General features: G+C 57.3%; 20 protein-coding genes and 1 tRNA gene. 13 read left to right on the top strand and 8 right to left on the bottom strand.

What is annotated here, in order from left to right; genetic code table 11:
• Window positions 1-116: 116 nt before the first annotated feature.
• The 5 genes from B1C80_RS08505 to B1C80_RS08485 all read left to right on the top strand — a co-directional run bounded on the left by B1C80_RS08505 (window position 117) and on the right by B1C80_RS08485 (window position 5,014).
• On the top strand, window positions 117-1,385 hold the full coding sequence (locus B1C80_RS08505) for an acetylxylan esterase (RefSeq protein WP_077920650.1): 1,269 nt from the start codon (window positions 117-119) through the stop codon (window positions 1,383-1,385).
• A gap of 19 nt (window positions 1,386-1,404) precedes the next feature.
• Window positions 1,405-1,959 carry an NUDIX hydrolase gene (locus B1C80_RS08500; protein ID WP_077920649.1) on the top strand — a complete coding sequence of 185 codons (555 nt, stop codon included), beginning with the start codon at window positions 1,405-1,407 and terminating at the stop codon, window positions 1,957-1,959.
• A gap of 113 nt (window positions 1,960-2,072) precedes the next feature.
• Window positions 2,073-3,236: a pyridoxal phosphate-dependent aminotransferase gene (locus B1C80_RS08495; RefSeq protein WP_077920648.1), complete on the top strand. Its 1,164-nt coding sequence runs from the start codon at window positions 2,073-2,075 to the stop codon at window positions 3,234-3,236.
• Window positions 3,233-4,090, top strand: coding sequence for a prephenate dehydrogenase (locus tag B1C80_RS08490; RefSeq protein WP_077920647.1), 858 nt, complete (start codon window positions 3,233-3,235; stop codon window positions 4,088-4,090). The genes B1C80_RS08495 and B1C80_RS08490 overlap by 4 nt, the downstream gene beginning before the upstream one ends.
• A 60-nt stretch (window positions 4,091-4,150) precedes the next feature.
• Complete coding sequence (locus B1C80_RS08485; protein WP_077920646.1) at window positions 4,151-5,014, top strand: aldo/keto reductase; 864 nt, start codon at window positions 4,151-4,153, stop codon at window positions 5,012-5,014.
• A 111-nt stretch (window positions 5,015-5,125) separates the two neighbouring features.
• Here the strand turns inward: B1C80_RS08485 and B1C80_RS08480 are convergent, their stop codons facing one another.
• Entirely contained in the window at window positions 5,126-5,581 is a 456-nt protein-coding gene (locus tag B1C80_RS08480) for a PA2169 family four-helix-bundle protein (protein WP_077920645.1), read from the bottom strand.
• A gap of 286 nt (window positions 5,582-5,867) precedes the next feature.
• On the opposite strand from B1C80_RS08480, the gene B1C80_RS08475 reads away from it, so the two are divergent.
• On the top strand, window positions 5,868-6,617 hold the full coding sequence (locus B1C80_RS08475) for a ferritin-like domain-containing protein (RefSeq protein WP_077920644.1): 750 nt from the start codon (window positions 5,868-5,870) through the stop codon (window positions 6,615-6,617).
• A 13-nt stretch (window positions 6,618-6,630) separates the two neighbouring features.
• Window positions 6,631-7,398 carry a ferritin-like domain-containing protein gene (locus B1C80_RS08470; RefSeq protein ID WP_077920643.1) on the top strand — a complete coding sequence of 256 codons (768 nt, stop codon included), beginning with the start codon at window positions 6,631-6,633 and terminating at the stop codon, window positions 7,396-7,398.
• Window positions 7,399-7,463: 65 nt separating this feature from the next.
• Here B1C80_RS08470 and B1C80_RS08465 read toward each other — a convergent pair whose 3' ends face one another.
• From B1C80_RS08465 to B1C80_RS28690, 3 genes are all read right to left on the bottom strand, one after another.
• Complete coding sequence (locus B1C80_RS08465; protein WP_077920642.1) at window positions 7,464-8,897, bottom strand: hypothetical protein; 1,434 nt, start codon at window positions 8,895-8,897, stop codon at window positions 7,464-7,466.
• A gap of 170 nt (window positions 8,898-9,067) precedes the next feature.
• On the bottom strand, window positions 9,068-10,066 hold the full coding sequence (locus tag B1C80_RS08460; RefSeq protein ID WP_236648689.1) for a hypothetical protein: 999 nt from the start codon (window positions 10,064-10,066) through the stop codon (window positions 9,068-9,070).
• Window positions 10,067-10,074: 8 nt separating this feature from the next.
• Window positions 10,075-10,395, bottom strand: a complete 321-nt coding sequence (locus B1C80_RS28690; RefSeq protein ID WP_236648687.1) for a hypothetical protein — start codon at window positions 10,393-10,395, stop codon at window positions 10,075-10,077.
• 301 nt (window positions 10,396-10,696) lie between these two features.
• Here B1C80_RS28690 and carB point away from each other — a divergent pair, with 301 nt between their 5' ends.
• Window positions 10,697-13,573, top strand: coding sequence for a carbamoyl-phosphate synthase large subunit (gene carB, locus B1C80_RS08455; protein ID WP_077920641.1), 2,877 nt, complete (start codon window positions 10,697-10,699; stop codon window positions 13,571-13,573).
• 343 nt (window positions 13,574-13,916) lie between these two features.
• Here the strand turns inward: carB and B1C80_RS08450 are convergent, their stop codons facing one another.
• Window positions 13,917-15,461 (bottom strand): DUF4394 domain-containing protein, encoded by a 1,545-nt coding sequence (locus B1C80_RS08450; RefSeq protein WP_077920640.1) that lies wholly within the window; start codon window positions 15,459-15,461, stop codon window positions 13,917-13,919.
• A 262-nt stretch (window positions 15,462-15,723) separates the two neighbouring features.
• The gene (locus B1C80_RS08445; protein WP_077920639.1) at window positions 15,724-17,196 is read right to left on the bottom strand and encodes a capsule assembly Wzi family protein; all 1,473 of its coding nucleotides are present in this window, start codon (window positions 17,194-17,196) and stop codon (window positions 15,724-15,726) included.
• A gap of 132 nt (window positions 17,197-17,328) precedes the next feature.
• Between B1C80_RS08445 and B1C80_RS08440 the strand changes: the two genes are divergently transcribed.
• Complete coding sequence (locus B1C80_RS08440) at window positions 17,329-18,147, top strand: aldo/keto reductase (RefSeq protein WP_077920638.1); 819 nt, start codon at window positions 17,329-17,331, stop codon at window positions 18,145-18,147.
• Window positions 18,148-18,155: 8 nt separating this feature from the next.
• On the opposite strand, the gene B1C80_RS08435 is transcribed toward B1C80_RS08440, so the two are convergent.
• Window positions 18,156-18,899 (bottom strand): Nif3-like dinuclear metal center hexameric protein, encoded by a 744-nt coding sequence (locus B1C80_RS08435; protein WP_077920637.1) that lies wholly within the window; start codon window positions 18,897-18,899, stop codon window positions 18,156-18,158.
• 35 nt (window positions 18,900-18,934) lie between these two features.
• Here B1C80_RS08435 and B1C80_RS08430 point away from each other — a divergent pair, with 35 nt between their 5' ends.
• From B1C80_RS08430 to B1C80_RS08415, 4 genes are all read left to right on the top strand, one after another.
• On the top strand, window positions 18,935-19,462 hold the full coding sequence (locus B1C80_RS08430) for a dihydrofolate reductase family protein (RefSeq protein WP_077920636.1): 528 nt from the start codon (window positions 18,935-18,937) through the stop codon (window positions 19,460-19,462).
• Window positions 19,463-19,740: 278 nt separating this feature from the next.
• Entirely contained in the window at window positions 19,741-21,126 is a 1,386-nt protein-coding gene (locus tag B1C80_RS08425) for an MATE family efflux transporter (RefSeq protein ID WP_077920635.1), read from the top strand.
• 118 nt (window positions 21,127-21,244) lie between these two features.
• Complete coding sequence (gene hflX, locus B1C80_RS08420) at window positions 21,245-22,543, top strand: GTPase HflX (protein WP_077920634.1); 1,299 nt, start codon at window positions 21,245-21,247, stop codon at window positions 22,541-22,543.
• A 158-nt stretch (window positions 22,544-22,701) separates the two neighbouring features.
• Window positions 22,702-22,773: transfer RNA gene (locus B1C80_RS08415), tRNA-Arg, on the top strand.
• A 222-nt stretch (window positions 22,774-22,995) separates the two neighbouring features.
• On the opposite strand, the gene B1C80_RS28685 is transcribed toward B1C80_RS08415, so the two are convergent.
• Window positions 22,996-23,838 (bottom strand): PorT family protein, encoded by an 843-nt coding sequence (locus B1C80_RS28685; RefSeq protein WP_139361618.1) that lies wholly within the window; start codon window positions 23,836-23,838, stop codon window positions 22,996-22,998.
• Window positions 23,839-24,183 lie beyond the last annotated feature (345 nt).

The following is a 24,183-nucleotide window of genomic DNA, read 5'->3' as shown; positions in this document are numbered from 1 at the left end:
CGAAGGTAAAAACCGTTTAGACAACGAAACAGACAAGCCGGTTAATATGAATTGGCTAAAATCAGTATGAAAAAGGCGGTTCGCTGCTTTCCCGACAGAACCCTTTCCCTAGCCTGATGACCCGCCTTGTTCCTGGTTTAGCGCTGTTACTCACCCTCCTACAGCCCGCCCTGGGCCAGGCTCCCGAGCCGCCCGCCAATTATGACGAAGCCAAAGTAGGTACGTATACCCTGCCCGACCCGCTGGTTTCGAAGGCAGGCAAACGCATCAGCAGCCCGGCCGACTGGCAAAAACGCCGGACCGAACTGCTGCAACTCTTTGCCGACAACGTGTACGGGCAAACCCCGGCTCAGGCCGTAAAACTCCGGTTTCAGGTCAGCAATATCGACCAGGCGGCCCTGAACGGGCTGGCCACCCGGAAGCAGATCTCTATTTTCTTTGCCGACTACCCCCAACTGCCCCCCATCGACGTACTGCTGTACATACCCAAAAGCGCTCAAAAGCCCGCGCCCGTTTTCCTGGGCCTGAACTTCTGCGGCAACCACTGCGTCACGACCGAAGCCGATATTCCGCTCTCGACCCGCTGGGTCAGCAATGTGATTGGCAACGTATCGGTCAACAACCGCGCTACCGAAAAAGCCCGTGGCCTGCAAGCCACCCGCTGGCCCATAGAAACCGTGCTGAAACGGGGTTACGCCCTGGCTACGGCCTACTATGGCGACATCGAACCTGACTACCCGCAGGGCTGGCATACGGGCATCCGCTCCGTACTGGGCGATACTACCAAAGCCAGCAACTGGGGCGCTATCGGAGCCTGGGCCTGGGGATTGAGCCGCATCATGGATTACCTGCAAACCGACCCCGCCATCGATAGCAAACGGGTTATGGTGATGGGCCATTCGCGGATTGGCAAGGCCTCGTTATGGGCCGGAGCGCAGGATACCCGGTTTGCAGCCGTCATCTCCAACGAGTCGGGCGAGGGCGGGGCGGCCCTGGCCCGGCGCTGGTACGGCGAAACCCTGGAGCGCATCAGCACCCATTTCCCGCACTGGTTCTGCCCGCGCTACACCACCTATAGCAAGCGAGTAGCCGAACTGCCTGTCGATCAGCACGAACTGCTGGCGCTGATAGCCCCGCGCCCGCTCTATATTGCCAGTGCCGACGGCGATCAGTGGTCCGACCCGCGGGGCGAGTTTCTGGGCGGTGTCGAAGCCGAAAGCGTTTACCGGCTGTATGGCAAAACCGGGCTGGGTCCGGTTCGCTTTCCGGGCCTGAACGAGCCTGTAGGCCAGACGGTACGCTACCACAACCGAAGCGGCAAACATGACGTAACCGACTACGACTGGGCGCAGTATCTGCGCTTCGCCGACGAATTAGTCCGCTAGTCGTGCCTACCTTTGCGGCATGACAACGCCTGACAACGACCCGCAGCCCTGGCAGGTCGAATCCTCTGAATACATCCATCAGCTACCCTGGTTCACAGTTCGGAAAGACGCCGTCCGGATGGCCAGCGGGGGGTATATTCCTGACTATTTTCTGCTCGAGTACCCCGACTGGATCAACGTAGTGGCCGTTACGACCGAAGGCCAGCTGGTGCTGATCCGCCAGTACCGGCACGGATCGGCCGATGTTCGCTACGAGCTTTGCGCCGGCGTAGTCGATCCGGGCGAGTCGGCCCTGGCCACGGCCCAGCGCGAACTCCTCGAAGAAACCGGCTTTGGCGGTGGGCACTGGGAGCCGCTGCTCACCCTGTCGGCCAACCCCGGTACCCATACCAACCGCTGTTACTGTTTTCTGGCAACGGGCGTCGAACCCGTACAGGCGCAGGAACTGGAGATTACCGAAGAAATTACCGTACACCTGGTGTCGCGGGAGCGCGTCCTCGACATCATCGAAACCGGCCAGATGCTACAGGCGCTGCATGTGGCTCCCCTGCTAAAATACTGTCTGCAATCGTGATTCATCGGATTAGCTGTCCAACCCGACCCGCTTCGGCCTTATCTTTGCGGTTCGTTTTTTCATCGACCGGCCCAAACCACGATTAATCTGCCGACTCCGACGCATTCGTACCAATGATCATTCCCGTAGCTCACCGTGCCGACCAAACGCAGGAGTACTACTTTTCGGTTAAACTCGCCGAAGTACGTACGCTCCTGGCAGCTGGCCACGACGTCATCAATATTGGCATCGGCAACCCCGATCTGATGCCCTCTGACTCTACCATCGACGCGCTGATGGCTTCGGCCCGGCAACCGTCGGCACACGGCTATCAACCTTACAAAGGTACTCCCGGACTCCGGCAGGCTATTGCCCGCTTTTACCAGCATACCTACGGCGTTACGCTGAATGCCGACACGGAGCTGCTGCCCCTGATCGGGTCGAAAGAAGGCATTACCCACCTGTCGCTGACGTTTCTGAACGAGGGCGATGGGGTGCTGGTGCCTGAGCTGGGCTACCCCGCCTACCGCGCCGTGAGCCATATGCTCGGCGCCAACGTGCTGGAATACCCGCTCCGGGAGTACCACGGCTGGCAACCCGACTGGAGCGCTATGGCCGATCTGGTGGCGGCTACGCCCCACACCAAAATCATCTGGCTGAACTACCCGCACATGCCCACCGGTGCGCCCGCCACCCGCGAGCTATTCGAACAGGCCGTTCGGTTTGCCCACGACCACCGGGTACTGCTCTGCCACGACAATCCCTACAGCCTGATTCTGAACAAAAAACCGCCCATCAGCCTGTTGTCGGTCGACGGCGCCCGCGAGGTGGCGGTTGAACTGAACTCGCTCAGTAAGTCGCACAACATGGCGGGCTGGCGCATTGGCTGGCTGGCCGGGGCCAAACCGTATATCGATGCGGTACTGACCATAAAAAGTAACGTTGACTCGGGCCAGTTCAAACCCCTGATGGATGCAGCCACGGAAGCCCTCGGCAACTCCGACGACTGGCACCGCGAGCGGAACGCCGTTTACCAGGGTCGCCTGGACGCGGTTCATGCGCTGCTCGACGCCCTCGGCTGCACCTACAGCCCCGATCAGGAAGGGTTGTTTATCTGGGCCCGACTGCCCGACTCCGTAGCCTCGGCCGAAGACCTCGTGAACGAGCTGCTGTATCAGAAACACGTATTCATTGCGCCGGGCTTCATCTTCGGCCCCAAAGGCGAGCGGTATATTCGCATCTCGCTCTGCGTACCCAAAGAACGAATTCAGGAAGCAACCCAACGCATACAGGCATGACAATCAGCATCGTAGGCATCGGTCTTCTGGGCGGCTCATTCGCCCTGGCCCTGCGTGACAAATACCCCCGAATGCGGTTCGTCGGCGTCGATGCGTCGGCGGTGAACGGACAGCTGGCCCTCGCCAAAGGCATCGTTGACGAGCTGCTGCCGCTGCCCGAAGCCGTTGCGCAGAGTACCCTCGTTGTGCTGGCTACGCCCGTCAACGTCATTCTCGACCTGCTGCCCTCCGTACTCGATCAGCTGCCGGCGGGCGCTACCGTGGTTGACCTGGGCTCTACCAAAGGACTCATCTGCCACCTCGTCGATGCGCACCCCAACCGGGCGCAGTTCGTAGCGGCTCACCCTATGGCGGGTACCGAGAACTCCGGCCCCGGCGCGGCCTTCCGCGAGTTATTACCCGGCAAGAACCTCATCATCTGCGACCGCGACAAAAGCGATCCGGATAGCCTGGCCCTGGTCGAAAGTCTTTTCCGCGACATTGGCATGAAACTGTTTTTCATGACTCCACAGGAGCACGACCTGCACCTGGCCTACGTCTCGCACCTGAGCCACATCAGCGCCTTTGCGCTCGGCCTGACGGTGCTGGAAAAAGAGAAAGATGAGCAAACCATCTTCGATATGGCCAGCACGGGTTTCAGCAGTACGGTGCGGCTGGCCAAAAGCTCTCCGCAGATGTGGGCGCCGATCTTCGATCAGAACCGGGCCAATGTGTCTGACGCACTGGGGGCCTATATCGATTTCCTGCAGCAGTTCAAACAGATTGTCGATAATCAGGACGTGACAAACTCGCTGGAGTTCATGAAACGCGCCAACGTTATCCGGCGGGTGCTGGACGGCATAGAGAAACGGTAATTTTAAACAGTTTGGGTTTATAGGTTGTCGTATTACTAAACCTAAAACACAAACTGTTTTATGCAATCGACAACCGACAAACCCGCTACCCAGGCGGGTACGATTACCCTGGGGGGCGACCTGACCGTGAACCGGATGGGTTACGGTGCCATGCGCATCACCGGCGACGGTATCTGGGGACCACCCCGCGATCATGACGAGGCTATTCGGGTGCTGAAGCGCTGTCTGGACCTGGGCATCAACTTCATCGATACCGCCGATTCGTACGGGCCTTATGTCTCCGAAGAGCTGATTGCCGAAGCCCTCCACCCCTATGCCGACGGCCTGGTCATTGCCACCAAAGGGGGGCTGCTGCGCACCGGACCGAACCAGTGGCCGGTCGACGGGAGCCGCAAACACCTCGAAGAAGCGCTGAACGGAAGCCTCAAACGCCTGAAGGTCGAACAGATCGACCTCTACCAGCTCCACCGGTTCGATGACAAAGTACCCGCCGAAGAATATTTGGGTTTTCTGCAGGAAGCACAGCAGGCCGGCAAGATCAAACACATCGGCCTCTCGGAGGTAGACGTTGAGCAGATCGAGCAGGCGCAGGCTTACTTCGAGGTCGTATCGGTGCAGAACATGTACAATTTCGGCCAGCAGAAGTGGAACGACGTGCTCAAATACTGCGAAGCGCAGAACATTGCCTTTATTCCATGGTATCCGCTGAGCGCTGGTAACCTGGAAGCTGAGCAGGCCATTCACCGCGTGGCCGAACGGCATCAGGCAACCGAATATCAGGTGGCTCTGGCCTGGCTGCTGGCAGCCTCGCCCGTGATGCTGCCCATCGCCGGCACCTCGTCGGTCAAACACCTGGACGAAAACGTACAGGGCGCTACGATCAAGCTGACCGAAGAAGATTTTCAGGACATGCCGCTGCCGTAAGCGAGAAGTAAACAGGAAGAAGGGGTACAGAGAGCGCTGATGCGATTCCTGTACCCCTTCTCTTTATGGTCAACTTACCGTGAACAATGGATGGCAGGCCCCTGCCACTCATTATTTATCTCCGCGGAGTGCCTTCACTTTTTCGTAGGCATCTTCGAGCTGGCTCATCTGCTTCATCAGGTCTTCCTTGATGTAGGCGGGCAGGTGATCTTTCTCAATAGCGTCTTTGTAGGCCTCCAGGGCTGCGTTCTCACCAAACTCAACCGAGCTCAGCACCGTATCGCGGTCTTTGCCGGTCACGGCAGCTTTTATATCGATCCAGGCCCGGTGAATTTTGCTCGATACGTCGGTCGAGGTAGCGTCGGTAACGGCCGTGCCATCGATGCGCACGATATGGTCAGCCAGCTGGCTGCGGAAGTTCTGGCTCTGTACAACATAGTGCCGGAACAGATCGTCCAGCTGGGCATCCTTGTTGTCTTCAATGGCTTTCTCGTACCCCTGAATCCGGTCGTTATTGATTTTGACCAGGTCGTTCAGGTCTTCTACGATTTCTTCGTTCTTAATCATAATCGCTGACTTGTTTGATAGAATGTGAATCAGCTAGTAGAACCGTAAGGACCGCCGATTGTTTCAATAGATACTCCTACGTAACCCCAAGGCACCCTGCCGTATACCAATTTGTCGACTAGACGGAAAAAAGGGAGATTTGTTGACTAAACGGTGTTTTTTATCCCGCTCAGTCGGATACAACTTTTTTTTTTAAAAGTGCAAAACCGTAGGCTCACCTTCTCCGTATTTACTCCAGTTCTCTCGACGAACGGGAGATGATTTCACTAAACGTTTATACAACTCAATGGAAAAACTACCCAACGACCAGACTGACGTACGTCAGATGTTGACGGGCAGGGAGTCGGCCGCACTTGGGCGTCGTCTCTTCATGCGCTACATTGGAGCAACAGCGGCTGCTGGCGTAGCCCTGAGTGCCTGCCAAAATGAACTGGTTGATCCATCGGCCCGCGGTGCCGCCCGCGCTGGTGATGTCATTGACCTTGGTGACATCGGCTATGACGATATCGGTGTTCTCAACTATGCCTATGCGCTGGAGCAGCTGGAAGCCGCTTTCTACATGCAGGTAATCATGACGCCGTATGCCGGCATGAACGGCTACGAGCGTAGCGTACTGACCGAAATCCGCGATCACGAAATCATTCACCGCGAGCTGTTCAAAGCTGCGCTGGGTGGCAAAGCGATTCCGGGCCTTACCCCTAACTTCAGCAGCATCAACTTCGGTAGCCGGGCTGCGGTACTGGGCGTAGCACGTACGTTCGAAGCAGTGGGTGTATCGGCTTACAACGGCGCTGGCCGTCTGCTGAAAAGTGCTGATTACCTGACCCTGGCCGGCAAAATCGTTTCGGTTGAAGCCCGCCACACGTCGATCATCAGTGAACTGCTCAATCCTATGACGACTTCGTTCGCTGGCGACGATATCGTAAATCCAGGTCCTGCTTCGGGTCTTGGCGAAGCACGCAAACCGGAAGAAGTACTGGCTCTGGTCAGACCTTTCATTCAGGAAACCATCAACGGACGCACCCAGCCGCAATAATTAAGCTACGACCATGAACCTACAAAACATACTGAACGAAATTGAAAAGGTTGATGCCGAAGTGTACGAGCGGCTTGACCACGTATCGCGTCGTCACGTTTTCCAGAATCTGATGAAGAAAGCAGTGATGGGCGTTGCTCCGGTCGCTTTCGGTTCGATTCTGAACAAAGCCTATGCGCAGAACAGCGCCGTGGTTGAAGTGCTGAATTTCGCCCTGACACTCGAGTACCTCGAAGCTGAATTCTACAACATCGGTACGGGCCGGGCTGGCTTCCTCACGGGTGAGGCTATGACCACGTTCATGCAGATTGCCAAGCACGAAAACGCTCACGTAGCCCTGCTGAAGAGCGCGCTGGGTGGTGCGGCCGTTGCCAAACCAAACTTCGATTTTACCGCCAAAGGCGCTTTCCCAACTGTATTCACCAGCTATCAAACGTTCCTGGCCGTTGCTCAGGCGTTTGAAGACACCGGTGTTCGGGCTTACAAAGGACAGGCCGGTCGGCTGATCCCGGCTCCCGATATTCTGACGGTAGCGTTGCAAATTCACTCGGTAGAAGCCCTTCACGCAGCTAAAGTACGTTACCTGAACGGTAACAAAGGCTGGATCGTGAACTCGAACGGTTTCCCCGCTGCTGTATATGCTGGCGATGACGTAGTGGTACAGGGTGGCGTAAACCTGGTCGGCCTGACGGGCCTGAGCATGGAGCGCGTAACCGAAGCCTTCGACGAGCCGCTGACCAAAGAGCAGGTACTGGCTATTGTCACCCCGTTCCTGGCGTAAGGAAACGTTTAGTGCCGAAAAAGGGGACCCGCCATTGGCAGGTCCCCTTTTTCATGGCCCGTTGGTTAGCCGTTTGTTCGGGTAGCGCTCACGCTGCGAAGCCGAAACACCGATCCTTTCTCGAACTGAATCTGGTTGGCCGGGTACATAAACTGAATCTGGGTGATGACCCCGTCCCAACCGGGCAGGCCCTGCATGTTGACCTCATAGGTCCGGAACTGCCCATCGCCAATGATCGGAATATCGACCGAGCGCGTCGGAATGTCGTAGATGTCGACCTCGCCGGGTCGGCGCCAGGCCAGCCGGACCGAGGTGGCTTTTGTCTGGAAAGCCGCCTGAATGTACAGTTTCGGAATTTCGGCAGCCCGCCAGAACACCAGCGGACTCTTGATACCGAGGTTTTGCTTGGTCAGGTCTTCGCGCTGGAAAAGAATCGCCAGCTCGTTCTGGATGGGCCAGCCCCGGTCGCGGGCGTTGTAGTAGTACCAGCCCTGCCGGTCGGTGGTGAACTGGTAGTTGGGCCGGGTAGCCGGGCGCGGCTGACTCACGGCGTACTGCCGGATGTCGGTCAGCCCACCGACCACCAGCGTGTACTCGTATTCGTACTGGCCGTTATGATCGATCAGCAGGAAACTGTCGCTGTTGAGGTAGCCGCTGTGCTCGTCGAACTCCCCCCCTACTTTTGGCGTACCGAAACCAGCCGACCGATACCGGAACTCGTTGGCCCGGTACAGCCCCACGCCCCGGCCTTTGTCGTTCAGCAGGGCAATCCAGTTTTCGGTGGCGTAGCGGGTAATGATATCGCGGTCGGTATACTCGACGGTGGGCGCGTTGGTGAAGGGCTGCTCGCCTTCGTAGGTGACAATGCGGTACCAGGGGCCGTTCAGGTAGACGCAGGGCGTTTCCTGGGTCCGGGCCTGGTATTGGGTAGTATCGGCGCGGTTGACGGTAATGCGGCAGCGAACTCGAACGGTATTGTTCTGGATCTCGTACCAGTGTTCCATGGAGCAGTCGGCGGGTTCGTTGAGCAGGGGCCAGATCAGCGGCACCGACTTCACGTAAATCCGGTTCTGGTCCTGCTGGTAGCTGACAATGCGGGCGGGGTTGTTGAACACGTCGCCGGTTTGTACGGGGTTCCAGCCGAGGTATTTCCATTTCTCGACGGGCTGCTTGCCGTTGATCGAATACGGAAAAGGACCGCTGTAGATCGACGTCTGGATTTGCCGCCCCAGGTCCACGTTGTTAACCATATTTTCGCTGCTACCGGCTTCGGCCAGGTAGGTAATGGCCCCACCGGCGTTGAGGTCGATACCCACGCGCAGCTTGTCGTTACCCAGAAACAGCCGCTTCTGGGGCGAAGGCGTGGTCTGCGGAGGCAGGCCGGGAGTGGTGGTCGGGGGCGGTGGTGTATAGGGAACCGTAGCCGGATAGTCGCGGACACAGGTAAACGCCAGCGCACTGATCAGAACGGACGAAAGCAGAACGGGTAAACGAGCCATAAATAGGAAAACTATGCCATAACCTACTCAAAAGTAGCCCCGCAACCAACGTTTTCCAACTAAACTTAGCGACCAACCGCCGTGGCGGGGTTTACGCATCGCCAGTTTAAAAAACCCGCCCCCCGCTCCGCCTAACCCGATCCGAATTGACCCCAAGCAGCCAGTAGTTTTTACCGGTTGGCTTCGGAGAGCCAGTGGAACTGGCGTTCGGCGAGCTGGAAATGACGGTTGGTGCGCCGGAGGGCTACCGTCAGCGAGTCGCCCCGGAACAGGCCGCGCAGCAGCAGCCGGTTGGTATCGGGCCGGTCGATGTGCAGGGTGAACAGCGCCAGGCTGTCATCGGCAAATTTTCGGAAAGCAATGGTGTGTCGGGCCGAGTCGAGGTCGTAGCTGAAATAGCCCCGGCGGTAGCGCTGCCGGAAGAGCGTATCGGCCGTCTGGATACTACCCGTTGTTTGTTCTTCGAACACCACGTTTTGCCACCGCAGCGAATCGGGAAACGCGGGCGGCACCCGGAAGTCGGCCACCTCGTAGAAACCGGCTTTTAGTTTAGGTTTGGGCGGTTTTTTACCGGCAACCGGCTCGGGCTGGCTGTACTGGTAAGACCGGTAGAGTGGCAGCAGCCCGAAAAACAGCACAAAGCCGGCTTTGAGCACCAGCCAGCCGATGCGCGCCCGCCGGCTCGTAAACGCATACGTTCGTTTGGGTTGCGTGGGTCGGTTGAAGACGAAAAAATCGAGCAGTCGGCGGGCGTCGCCGAGCAGCAGCAGGTTGCTGAAAACGAAGAGATGGATGGAGAACAGCTTGACCGGGATGTCGTAGCAAAGGTTCATCATCATGACGTTCAGGAAAACGCTGGCAGCCACAAACGCGCCCAGCGTAGCCGTACGGCGCCATAGCAGCAGCACTCCGGCCAACACCTCTACCGCGCCCGAAAAAAACTGATACGGCCCCGAATAGCCGATAAACAGCCAGGAAAAACGCATCGGCAGCAGATCGCCGAGGGGCGTGACGAGCTGGCTCAGCGACGGAAAAATCATCTGCTGGCCAAAGAGTTTGATGGTTCCGTAGAGCAGCGCTACCAGCGCCACGTAGTAGCGAAGCACCACCAGAAACCAGTACGACAGCTGGTCGTAGGCCCGCCGACGGTCGAGGGCGCTCCAGACCACGGTACCGATCAGGGCCAGGAGGGTAAAAGACAGAGCTGGGCGTAGCCGTACGAGGTGTCGCCACTGCCATTGAATGGCACCAGTTCTTCCTTGACATGAAAAAGGTGGCGGTTGGCCAGGGTTACCAGCCAGCTCTCGCCCATCGAGTAGTAGTTGCCACCCAGGTTGAGCAGCGGCACATCGCCGGCCCATTTCAGGGGCGACATGTACAGACCGACATACATAACCGTGAACCGAAACAGCAGCCGGCGCCAGACCGGCCAGGAGCTCACAACCGAAGCGGCCTCCGGGTGGGGAGCCGGGTGTGGAAGAGGGGATGTCTGTATCATATGGTAGAAAAGAGGGGAAGCAACGGAGCAGGCATCGACCTGTCTGTCAGGCATCAAGATACTCATTTTTTCATAGTACCGGGCGCCGTTATCTACCCGGCCGATAACAGCGATCCGGGATCTGCCGCCTTTGTTCCAAGAGCTGTCGACATTTTCTAAAAAAAACGCCTGTCTTGTCGGCTATTACCCCTAATTTTGCGGGATTTTTGGCCATACGTCAGCCGTATTCGTAGGTCAATCCTGTACATTCCGGTACGCCGGCCGGTTCATTTTTCATTGTACATCATACATTACCCCCGCAATGCCCAAAAATTCTGCCATCCGCTCGGTTTTGATTATCGGCTCCGGCCCTATCGTCATCGGACAAGCCTGTGAATTTGATTATGCTGGTTCGCAGGCAGCCCGGTCCATCCGCGACGAAGGAATCGAAGTCAGTCTGATCAACTCCAACCCGGCCACGATCATGACCGATCCGATCAACGCGGATAACGTCTATCTGCTGCCGCTGGAGAAAAAGTCGATCGTCGACATCCTGAAAAAACACCAGGAGATGGGTCGCCCCATCGATGCCGTACTGCCCACTATGGGTGGCCAGACCGCTCTCAACCTCGCCATCGACTGCGATAAGGCGGGCATCTGGGAAAAGTATGGGGTGAAGATCATTGGCGTAGACATCAAGGCCATTGAGACCACCGAAGACCGGGAAAAATTCCGGCTGCTGATGCTGGAACTGGGCGCGGGCGTCTGCAAAGGCCGTACGGCCCGCTCGTTTCTGGAAGGAAAAGAAATTGCGCAGGAAATTGGCTTTCCACTCGTTATCCGGCCGTCGTTTACGCTGGGCGGTACGGGGGGCGGCTTCGTGAACCATCCCGACGACTTCGACAAGGCCCTCACCGCCGGGCTGCACGCGTCACCCGTTCATGAGGTGCTGGTCGAGCAGAGCGTTATGGGCTGGAAAGAATACGAGCTGGAGCTGCTGCGCGACAACAACGGTAACTTCATCATCATCTGCTCCATCGAGAACTTCGACCCGATGGGTATCCATACCGGCGACAGCATCACGGTGGCGCCGGCCATGACCCTGCCCGATACGCTGTACCAGAAAATGCGCGACCTGGCCATCCGGGTCATGAGTGGTATCGGTCAGTTTGCCGGGGGCTGTAACATCCAGTTTTCGGTCAATCCGCAAACCGACGATATCATTGTGATCGAGGTGAACCCACGGGTGAGCCGGTCGTCGGCGCTGGCCTCGAAAGCTACGGGATATCCCATCGCCAAGATTGCCGCTAAAATGGCCGTTGGCTACAACCTCGACGAGCTGATCAACCCGATTACGGGAACCACCTCGGCCTTTTTCGAGCCGGCCATCGACTACGTCATTGTTAAAGTACCGCGCTGGAACTTCGATAAGTTTCCGGGTGCCGACCGGTCGCTGGGCCTCCAGATGAAATCGGTGGGCGAAGCCATGGGCATTGGCCGGAATTTCCAGGAAGCGCTCCAAAAAGCCTGTCAGAGTCTCGAAATCCGGCGCAACGGCCTCGGCGCCGACGGCCGCGAGCTGACTGACCGCGAGGCTCTTACCCACAGCCTGGCCCACCCCAGCTGGAACCGGCTGTTCCATATCTACGACGCGTTCAAGGCCGGTATGTCGTTCCGGACCATTCAGCAGCTGACCAAAATAGATCCCTGGTTCCTGCACCAGATCGAAGAGCTGATTCTGCTGGAGCGCGAAATTCAACAGTACGACCTCGACGACCTACCCCCCGAACTGCTCCGCACGGCCAAACAGAAAGGCTATGCCGACCGGCAGCTGGCCCACATCCTGCAGGTTCGTGAAAGCAAAATCTACGACTACCGCCAGCGTCACAACATCCGGCGGGTGTTCAAGTGCGTAGACACCTGCGCGGCCGAGTTCGAAGCCAAAACGCCTTACTACTACTCGACCTTCAACAACCAGCTGCCCATTACCCTCGACCGGCCCGAGCCGGTATCGGATCTGCCGGGTAACGAGTCGGTCCGGTCGAGCCGGAAAAAGATTGTGGTGCTGGGTTCCGGTCCGAACCGCATCGGGCAGGGCATCGAGTTCGACTATTCCTGCGTTCACGGTGTGCTGGCGGCCAAAGAAGCGGGGTACGAGACGATCATGATCAACTGTAACCCCGAAACCGTTTCGACCGATCCCGACATTGCCGACAAGCTGTACTTCGAGCCGGTATTCTGGGAACACGTTCACGCCATCATCATGCACGAGCAGCCCGAGGGGGTTATTGTGCAGCTGGGTGGCCAGACGGCCCTCAAGATGGCGGAGAAGCTGACGCGCTACGGCATCAAGATCATCGGCACCAGCTGGGAAGCGCTCGACCTGGCCGAAGACCGGGGGCTGTTCTCGGGCATGCTCCGCGATCTGAACATTCCGTATCCGAAGTTCGGCACGGTTCGCGAGTCCGAAGCCGCGATCGAACTGTCGCGCGAGCTGGGTTTCCCGCTGCTGGTACGCCCGAGCTACGTACTGGGCGGTCAGAGCATGAAGATCGTGATCAACGAAAACGAGCTGGAGAGCCACGTGATGAAGATCATGCAGGATATTCCGGACAACAACATTCTGCTCGACCATTTCCTGGAGAACGCCATCGAAGCCGAGGCCGACGCCATCTGCGACGGAGAGAACGTGTATATCATCGGGATTATGGAGCACATCGAACCGGCGGGTATCCACTCCGGCGACTCGTACGCGCTGCTGCCCCCCTTCGACCTGAGCGAGCACGTCATCAACCAGATTGAAGAATACACCAAAAAGATTGCGGTCGCGCTCAAGACGGTTGGCCTGATCAACATCCAGTTCGCCATCAAAGACGAGCAGGTGTACGTGATCGAGGCTAACCCGCGCGCCAGCCGGACGGTGCCGTTCATCTGCAAGGCGTACCAGGAGCCGTATGTCAACTACGCCACCAAGGTGATGCTGGGCGACAAAAAGGTGACCGATTTCGATTTCAAGCCGGTCAAAAAAGGCTACGCCATCAAGATTCCGGTCTTCTCGTTCAGCAAGTTCCCGAACGTGAACAAGGAGCTTGGCCCCGAAATGAAATCGACCGGCGAAGGCATCTATTTCATCGATGACCTGACCGACGATTTCTTCCAGAAGGTCTACTCCGAACGGAATCTATACCTCAGCCGGTAAACCCGGCTCAGGCCCGGATTTTAATCCGGGATAACCAATGTATAAAAATGGCCCGGCATGAATGCCGGGCCTATTCATTTGCTGCCATCAATACGAATCCGGGCCCATTCCGACCATGAATAGGCCCGGATTTTAATCCGGGATAACCATTTCGGGATTAAAAAATGGCCCGGCATGAATGCCGGGCCTATTCATTGATTACCATCAATACAAATCCGGACCCATTCTGACCATGAATAGAATTGATGTTCCCGGATTTCAATCCGGGAACATCAATTCAAATCCGGGATAACCAATCCGGATTTTCGGAATAATCAATCCGAAATGGTCATCCCAGAATTTATTAGAATCCTAAACCGACGGCGAAACCACGAATCGTGGGGTTGCCGGGCAGCATAGCGCCAGCCGTAACCGACGGCGCGGTCAGGTTTACGGTGTACAGGCGGGTCATGCCGTTCGACCGGAGGATAGCGTAGGCAATATTGCTCGTACCACCGATGTCAAAGCCATTGGCTCCTTCAAACGGCAGACCCAGCAGACCATTACCGCCAACGGGTACCAGCGTACCGTTGTTCGGCGGGTTCTGGATGAACAGCTGCCCGTTGGAGTTGCTGAGGCTATACAGCGTCGTTGTAGTAGAGCCCGCAAAGTTGTTGGTATAAGCCGCGCCGGTTGCGCCACCCAGCGAGCCGGTCAGCATACCGTCAACAGCCGCTACAGCACCGTTGTCAGGGTTCAGACGCAGGTTCTGATTGCTATTGCTGACGAGCCGGATGCGGTCAACGGTTGGGTTGAAATCGAAGCCGTAGTCACCCACGGTCAGACCGGGGCTAAACGGAGCACCTACCGCCATAGCAGCGCCATTCGACGTGTTGATGGTATAAATCCGGCTCGTGCTGCCCAGCGCGTAGAGTTGACCGTTAACCGGCCGGAAGTCGATTCCATAAATATCTTCACCGGGCTGCAGACCGGTAATCTGCTTGGCAATGGGCGTCGGATTCATCGGGTTGAAAATCCACAGCATGTTCGACGATGTGACCGCGTAGGCAACCGGCTCCGTCGGGATGGCCAGGCCAACGATGCTCACGTTCGGCAGGTCGCCCAGGCGCTCGGCCGCACCGCTCGTCAGGTCGATCTGGTACAGGCCACGGGTGTTACCGCTGATCAGCGTCGCAATGGCGCTGCCATCCGGACCAATGTCGAAGCTACCCGTACCGGCAATATCGACGCCCAGTGAACCTACGAGTTCAAGCCGGCCATCGTTCGGTGGGTTCTGCCGGTACAGCCGGTCGGTAATCGGGTCGATGTCGTACAGGGTCGTGGTCGTAACGCCGGCCCGGTTGTTGGTATAGGCAACCGCCGTAACAGCCGCGCCCGCTGCGCCGTTGATAGCCCCGTCAACGTTAGCCACACCGCCGGTTTCGGGGTTGAGCCGCAGGTTCTGGCCCTGGTTGGTTACGAGCCGGATCCGGTCAACAGTTGGGTTGAAATCGAAGCCAATGGCGTCACCGTTGGTAGGTGGCATGAACGGACCGGCACCGATGGGCGTGGCTACGCCACTGTTCAGGTTGATAACGTACAGCCGGCTGTTGCTGCTAACGCTGTACAGCTGCCCCGTAGCCGGCCGGAAGTCGATGCTTACCAGCCGCTCCCCGCTTTGCAGGCCCGTAATGGTCATGGAGCTGCTGCTTACCGACGGATTCTGGGTGTTGAGCTTAAGTAGCTGATTGTTGTCCGACAGGACATAAAAGTCAAAGTTAGCCGACAGGCGGGCACCGGAAACGGTGGGCTCAACGGGTTGCAGCGCGTCGCGGCAGGAATCCAGAGTCAGGAGCGAGCCAATAGCCAGCAGGCTGGCGGCCATTCGGAGCTTTGTTCGGTACAGCATAGACATAGATGAAAAGTTTTTCTAGTACTAATTGATCATGAACAGGTTGCAACAACCTGCATGAGCCTATACGACCGAATCTGATGTCTGGATTTTATCGGGTTGAAAAAAGGTAAAAATTAATATTTCTCTAATCAAACCTACCTACAGGAAAGTACTCGTACGATCACCGAACCGGTATAGATAAACGGATAATAAGATAGAGACGCGACCCCACTGACCACGGTGACGAGTGACGACCGCCCGGTGGACCGGCTATCGCTTACCAGCTCTTTTTCAGACTGATCGAACCACCCGTTGACGTCGGAAACAAATCGCCCCGATCCAGGGCTAGTGCGGTTGTTAGCCATAGCGGAGCCTTTTTGTACAGTACCCACTGCGCTGATAGCAGGCCCGAAAACTGCCGGAATGCCGTTGGGTAAGGCTGCGTAAACGTACCCCGGTTCCGGCTGTACGAGAGTCGCGTAGTCAGCAGCGGGCCACGCCGGAAACGACCGCTACCTCCCCCGTACCAGACCCTGATCCGGTTGTTCGGAAAATACCCTCCGCCGGTGAACGCGTTGACAGCCTCCGAAAACGACGCACGGGGCGCAATGAATGGCGTGCCGAGCGTATGACCGCGGTACGACCAGCCTTCGCGGTACTGGCTGTTGTTAAAATAGTTGTCGCCCCCCTGGTAGCGGGCCATCTGGTCGAACGTAGCTCCGCTCTGGTTGGTGGTACTGAGCCACTCCAGCACCACCCGCTCAACCCGGAACCGGACCGAGTTCGTCTGTTTGTTCAGAAACCGTAACCCCGTCAGCCCGTCGGGCACGTTCTGCAGCGCCAGCCCCGACGCGTCTTCGTACATATGCTGGTGGTACAGGAGCCAGCTCTCTCGACGTCCGGTCCAGGCCAGCGCCAGGTCGTAACTGCCGACGTGATTGCCGATCCGGTTGGTGCCGTCGAAGGTGGTGAAGCGGTTGTTTTGCAGGGCATCCGGGTAGCGGCCCGTGATCAGCGACAGATAGTCCCGAAACGAAGTAGGCAGGCTACCGTCTACCGACAGATCCGTACCGATCAGGTAATCGGCGCGGCCACCCCACTGCACCTGGTGATTCAGCCCAACGTATACATTCAGCCGCGCCTGGGGTCTTCCTATGCGGCCGTACAGGTATTTCTGGTGCAGGTAACTGCCCTGAATATAGCTGTTGACCAGCCAGCCGTGGGCGTAACCAGCCCGTACAGCGATGCGGTTTCGGGTAAACGCCAGCGGCACGAAGTCCGGCATGTGCAGCTGAACCTTCGGAAAAGGCAGCGCATTCCCCGACCAGGCCACAAAACCCGATGTCAGGAGCGTATCGCCCAGTCCGTATACTTCGCGCCGGTTGCCGCCAAAGAGCTCCAGCCAGCGGTAGCGGACAGTCACGTAGGCATCGGGCACCAGCAAAGCCGGCTGGTCGGGCAACGGGCGCGGCCCAGCGTTGGCAACGGCATACAGCCCGCCCCCCCAGTCGATCCGTTTTTTCCGGGTGGTGTCGGGTCGGGGCGCATACGGGCGGGAGATACCCAGCCGGAGCGTCCCGAACGACTCGCGCAGCGGCACCGTACCGTACTGGTTGGTACGCAGCCAGAAGGGGTTCTGGGCAGAAGACGCACCAAACCCACCCAGCTCGGCCGAGTACTGAACAGACTGCGCCGACCCAACCCGCAGCAATCCCAGCGCTATACTCCCAATCAGGTAAAATTGTCGCATACCGGACCTTTTGTCCACTTTCTCTATCTACGGAAGACCATAGATACTGAATTCATCTGACATTGGGATATACTCATTTTCTGAACTATTGACCGGTCAACGCTCTTATGCACACAAGACCGTTTTACCCGTATGACTATACCATCCGTTACCCTTAATAATGGCGTCGACATGCCCCTGCTGGGGCTGGGCGTTTATGCGCCCCAACACAACAGTGAAGTGCAGCAGGCGGTAGAATGGGCCCTGGAAGCGGGCTGCCGCCTGATCGATACGGCCTCGGCCTACGGAAACGAACGCGAAGTGGCCGACGCGCTCCGGGCGGCCAGCCTCCCCCGCAGCGAGGTGTTCATCACGACCAAAGTCTGGGATGACGATCAGGGCTACGACGCCACCCTGCGCGCCTTTGACCGGAGCCTGGAGAAACTGCAGCTCGACGTGCTCGACCTCTACCTCATCCACTGGCCGTCGAGTCCGCACCGGCTCGACACCTGGCGTGCGCTGGAAAAACTCTATGCCGACGGGCGCGTACGGGCCATCGGTGTTTCGAACTACTACCAACCGCATCTGGACGAACTGATTGGGCAGGCCACCGTTGTGCCGGCCGTGAATCAGGTCGAGTTCAGCCCCTACTGTTACCTGCCCGACGTGCTGGCATACTGCCGTTCAAAAACGATTCAGCTCCAGGGATACGCTCCGCTGGTCCGGGGCGAGAAACGCAACGACCCGCCCCTGGTAGCGCTGGCCGAAAAATACAATAAGTCGACCTACCAGCTGCTGGTACGCTGGTCGGTTCAGCACGGCGTCGTTACGATTCCGAAGTCGGTCAAACGTGACCGCATCCGCGAGAATCTGGATGTGCTGGACTTTACGATCTCGGACGAGGACATGGCGCTGATGAACACCTTCTACGACAACACCCGCGTAGCCACCGACCCCCGCGAGATTCCGTAACCGGTTTGTCAGCGGCAGATGGTGGTCAGGTCCGGCCAGCGCTCGCGCAGGAGTTCAGCCAATGCCAGCAGACCCCACTCCTCGGTTCGGCGGTGGCCCACGGCAATGACGGCCATGCCGGTCTGGTTCACAGCGTCCTGCGCGGGTTTGCGGTACTGACCCGTCAGGTACAGCTCGGCCCCCGCTTCGGCAGCCTGCCGGATCAGCGTATCGGTCATAGCGCCAACCACCGCCAGCCGGGTTACATCGGTATGCCGCCCGGCTTCGGCCCGGTCGTACCCGGCAAACGCCCGGCTGATCGTGGCCAGCTGGGCGTCGAATTCGCGCATAGGCACGTCGATCAGCATCCCAATGGGTCGGGGGGGCAGCAGTTGCCCGCGCTCATCGGTAGCCTGTTTGGTACCCAGCGGCCGAACCGGGTCAGCCGCCCCCAGCAGCCGGGCCAGCCGATGGTTCAGGCCCATGGTCAGTGTTTCATCGAACGGCAGGTGATGATGCAGCAGGGCCAGACCCGCTGGTAGCTGCGACGCATCGAGCTGCCAGGGTCGATGCAGCCACAGGGCGTCGAGCTGCTGCTCACGAACCCAGTTCAGGATGCCCGGAAACGGCTCCAGCGCTAGCCCCAGCCGACGAACGGGCCGGTCAGACGGGCAGTCGATGCCGCCCTGTTCGCTAATCGGGTAGCGCCCGGTGGCTAATTCGTGCCCGAGATAGTCGGCAATGTGATTGACAAGTAAGGGTTCTGCGCTCATATTTGCTTAACCGCCTGCCCGGCCTATAGTTCGTTATGCGAAAACTGATTCTTTACATCGCTACCTCGCTCGATGGGTACATTGCCCGCCCCGATGGCCGGGTCGACTGGCTCGAAGCCATCCCCAACCCCGATCTGCTCGACTACGGCTACGACGATCTGCTGGCCGGTATCGACACCACGCTGATGGGCAACAGCACCTATCAGGTCGTTCTGGGTATGGAGGGCGAGTTTCCCTATGCCGACAAGATCAACTACGTATTCAGCCGGTCGGCCCGGCCCGATGCACCCTATGTTCAGTTCGTAGCCGAAGACCCGGTGGCGTTTGTCAGGTCGCTGAAACAAACCGACGGCCAGGGCATCTGGCTGATTGGGGGCGGGCAGATCAACACCATCCTGCTGAACGCCGGCCTGATCGACGAACTCATCGTTTCGGTGGCGCCCATCGTGCTCGGCGCCGGTATCCCCCTCTTCGGCGACGGCGCTACCGAGACCCCGCTCACGCTGGTCAGCAGCCAGGCATTCGATACCGGATTTATCCAGATGATCTACCAACCAGCCTGAGATAAACAAGCCTTTTCAGGCTGTACGGGCCTGTTCTGGACCGCTGGCTCAATTCTGATTGGATTTCGAAAAAATAAACGCGTAGGTTTGCATCGCAAAACGCGGCCGCGCCAGCGGTCCACTAACGCCCATGAAGTTCCTCGGATAAGACCCTACGCAGGTCTTCTTTCTCTCCTCCAGTACCTCGCTGACCCTTCCTACAGGGCGGCCATTTCCATGTTTCATCATCCATAGGTTGCCGTTAGCCGGTTGGGCTATGGGTCAATCCGTTGTCATCAATGACCAGATTTTTCAGGTTATTTCTGGCTGCCCTGCGCGGTTCGGAAACCAATTTTACGTCCGGCAGTATCAACCGGGCCATTTTTCTGCTATCGGTACCCATGATTCTGGAGATGGTCATGGAGTCGCTGTTTGCGGTGGTCGACGTGTTTTTCGTAGCCCGCATCGGTACCGAAGCCATCGCCACGGTGGGGCTGACCGAGTCGGTTCTGACCATCGTTTACTCCATCGCCATCGGTCTGAGTACGGCCGCCAGCGCGCTCGTTTCCCGGCGCATCGGCGAAGGCAACCCACGCGAAGCCGGTACTACGGTGGGGCAGGTCATCCTGGTATCGCTCACGATGGCGGTGCTGCTCGGCATACCGGGCGTGTTGCTGGCCGAAGATATCCTGCGGCTCATGGGTGGCAATGCCCAGCTGGTTGCCAACGGATCGGGCTTCACGCGCATGATCTTTGCTTCGGCCCCGGCCATCATCCTGCTCCACACGCTCAGTGGCAGTCTGCGCGGAGCCGGCGAAGCATCGCTGGCCATGCGTTCCCTCTGGATCGCCAACGGGGTCAATATCGTCCTTTGTCCGGTGTTTATCTTCGGGTTTGGTCCCGTGCCGGCTATGGGCGTGATGGGGTCGGCGGTAGCCACCACCACCGGCCGTTCGCTGGGCGTACTGTACCAGCTCTACGCCCTGACGCGGACGGGTAGCTCGGTGCAGGTGCGGAAAGACGACCTGACGCCCGACACGGGTATTATCCGAAACCTGCTGAGCGTGGCAGCCGGCGGCACCGGACAGTTCCTGATCGGGTCGGCCAGCTGGGTCTTCCTGACGAGGCTGGTATCGACCTTCGGCAGCGAAGTTGTAGCGGGCTATACCATTGCCATCCGGATTCTGGTCTTCACCATCCTGCCGTCTTGGGGTCTGGCCAACGCAGCGGCTACGCTGGTCGGTCAGAACCTCGGCGCCGGCCAGCCCGACCGGGCCGAAACCTCAGTATGGCGGGCTGCCTTCTGCAACATGGTGTTTCTGCTGCTGGTAGGCATCGGCTTCTATCTCGGTGCCCATGAGGTAGTTGGCCTGTTCGACCATGACCCGCGGGTGGTTGCCGTGGCCGTAGAATGTTTGCGAGTGTTCTGCGTGGGGTATGTCGCCTTTGCCTACGGTATGGTTGTCAGCCAGGCCCTCAACGGAGCAGGCGACACCCGTACGCCAACGCTGATCAACATCGTATGCTTCTGGCTGATCGAGATTCCGCTGGCCTACGTGCTGGCCGAGCGGATGCAGTGGGGGCCGTCGGGCGTATTCTGGGCGGTGGCGTTCAGCGAAACGCTGCTGGCCGTACTGGCTATTCTGGTGTTCCGGCGCGGCCGCTGGAAACTGATTCAGGTATAGCCAGATGCAGGTGTAGAGGGCCTTTGAGGGGCGAAACTTTTACCCGGAATGGCCCGTTTATTCATAGTAGGCCAGTGACGTTTCATCACTGGTTTACACATACCACAGACATCAATTCATGAACGAAACCCATACACACCCGACAACCAAACCGGCCGAAACCGCCGTACTGGTTGCCCTCGTCACCCAGAAACAGACCGCCGACCAGACCAAAGAATATCTGGACGAGCTGGCTTTTCTGGCCGAGACCTCGGGGATCATCACGAAGAAAAGCTTCACCCAGAAACTCGACCGCCCCGATACCCGCACCTTTGTGGGCAAAGGCAAGCTGGAAGAGATTCAGACGTATATACTCGACAACCCCGTCGATACCATCATCTTTGACGACGATCTGACCCCGGCGCAGGTGCGTAACCTCGAAGGGCAGTTTACCGACGTCAAAGTGCTGGACCGTAGCCTGCTGATTCTGAACATCTTCTCGATGCGCGCGCAGACCGCCCAGGCCCGCGTGCAGGTTGAGCTGGCACAGTATCAGTACCTGTATCCCCGACTAACGCGGATGTGGACCCACCTGAGCCGTCAGAAAGGGGGCGCCGGGATGCGCGGACCGGGTGAAAAAGAGCTCGAAACCGACCGCCGGATCGTGAAAGACCGGATCGCGTTTCTGAAAGAGAAGCTGGCCAAGATCGACAAGCAGAGCGTAACCCGCCGGAAAGAACGCGACCGGCTGGTCCGGGTGGCGCTGGTCGGCTATACCAACGTTGGGAAGTCGACGCTGATGCGGACCATGGCCAAAGCCGACGTGTTTGCCGAAAATAAGCTCTTCGCTACCGTCGACTCGACCGTACGGAAGGTGACGCTGGGCAATATCCCGTTCCTGCTTACCGACACGGTTGGGTTTATCCGGAAACTGCCGACTACGCTCATCGAGTCGTTTAAGTCGACCCTCGACGAGGTTCGCGAAGCGGATATTCTGGTTCACGTAGTCGACGTATCGCACCCCAATTTCGAGGAGCAGATCGAAGTCGTGAACACCACCCTGGCCGACATCAAAGCCGCCGACAAACCGATGGTGCTGGTCTTCAACAAAATGGACCAGTTTACGCCGAAGGAAGAGTGGCTGGAGCAAAGCCTGCCGGACCCGGCCGATGATCCGTTTGGCGACGACGCACCGGATGAGGTAGCCGTACCGGTAGCGGTACGTCGGCAGACCGCGCTCGACTTCCTGAAGAAAACGTACCTGACCCACAAGGCCGATCACGTCGCGTTCATTTCGGCACAGACTGGCGAAAACGTGGGCGAACTGCGCGAGCTGCTGTATACGTTAGTCAGGGAGAAGCACTACCAGATCTATCCGAACTGGGTCAACGTGCCCCTGGCCGAATCGGCCGAGTACGGCGACGGTTTGGCAGGTTAACGGATTTTCGACAAATTTGCATAGTTCAAACCTAAAAGGTTTCCCCAAACCTTTTAGGTTTTTATTTGGTACCCCGGGCAACGGTTCGCCCGCATCCGGGTTTCTGCAGCTCGGGCTGGGCCGATCCTTTCTCCTGCCCGGCTCAGCTACCGACAACAGGTCCCGTAGTTCAACGGATAGAATAGACGTTTCCTAAACGTTTGATATGGGTTCGATTCCCGTCGGGACCACGAAACAGGGTAAAAAGGCCGTTTCCAGCGCGTAGACGGCCTTTTTCGTTTACCGGATTTTTCCCGGGTCATTTTTACTCCTCTATTTTCCTAATCCTCTCCGAATGAAAAAGCCCCACCTGTAGCAAAGGAAAAAGAGAAGATACGGGTGTTCGATAAGGTGCTGGCCAGCCGCAAAAGACTTCTAGACCAAAACCCTATTCATGATAATGAGTAAGCAAATTAGTTATCGCTATACCGATAGCGGTTTTGAAAGCCAAATTGGTACGAGACACCCAGATTTACATTATACCTGTATATTCCACCAGTAGAATTGAATCGTTGAGTGCTGGCAGGGTTGTACACTTCTCGAACGTTGTCAAACGTGGCAATAGCGTTAGAGCTAATTAGCCGTTTAGCTTCTACGGTGGCATTGAAACGTCTAGACAACTGATAGTATGCAGATAGATTAATTTCACCAGACCAGAACTTAGTCTTTCGAATATAATTCGAAGATATTCGACCTGCTAATGTGGGACTGCCATCAACAGTATAGCTGTATTCATCTTGAAAAGATGAAGCAGATAACGGGAGTCGATTTGCATCAAAATTGTAGGCTATACCAATTCCAGCTCGAAGCGAAAACCGTTGAGCAGGTTGCCAGAAACGGTAGCGAATAGTTAACGGAACTTGGGTATAGTCTGTACTACGTACTCGACTATTTAAACCATACCCATATTCAGGTGTAAATTGGTAACCAGTTCCTACACGAATTGATGATAACCCAGTCTCTACCTCAAGACGTTCCGAGCGGTACCCAACCCGAATGCCTAAACTCACTTTTCGCATTAGGCTAGTTCGTGGCTCGGTAAATTTCGCGTCCCCTTGCACCTCGGTATTGCCTTGCTGAAACTCTAATAAAGGCCTGATGTAGTAGGACCGCACACTACTTTGCAAGTTCTCTCGGGCAATCAAACTGTCAATCGAATTAGTACGAGCAGATTGTGCCTGCACATTGATACTTGATAGCAGACAAAGAGCTATCAGGCTTACAGTTTGATGCAGTAGACGAATTGATAAAATCATTGGCGTGTTTACACGACTGGAGCTTAACACTATTGTCCAAACAAGCTTACTAGTTTAGTCTCTTCGTTGGTTACAAACTAAACATTCATGTAAAACTACAAGCAAAAGCACAATACCAATTACATTTCATATGTAACTTTCTTATGATATCTACTGCTGATGTATCCTAGTCTCTCTGATAGTATCTTCTTAATGTAAGATTCACCATTCAACAGTCCTACCGCGGGGACTGCTACTCATCTGTAAGTACCAAAACCACGACATGATTTGCACTGCTGTGCAAACCATTTTTTATTGTTCCCCCTGGATGCGTGCTCAATCTTACGGACGCTGCCCGGTACGGCT

Source organism: Spirosoma sp. 209 (genome assembly GCF_002006735.1).
GTDB lineage: Bacteria > Bacteroidota > Bacteroidia > Cytophagales > Spirosomataceae > Spirosoma > Spirosoma sordidisoli.
This window is presented reverse-complemented; position numbering and strand designations above follow the sequence as displayed.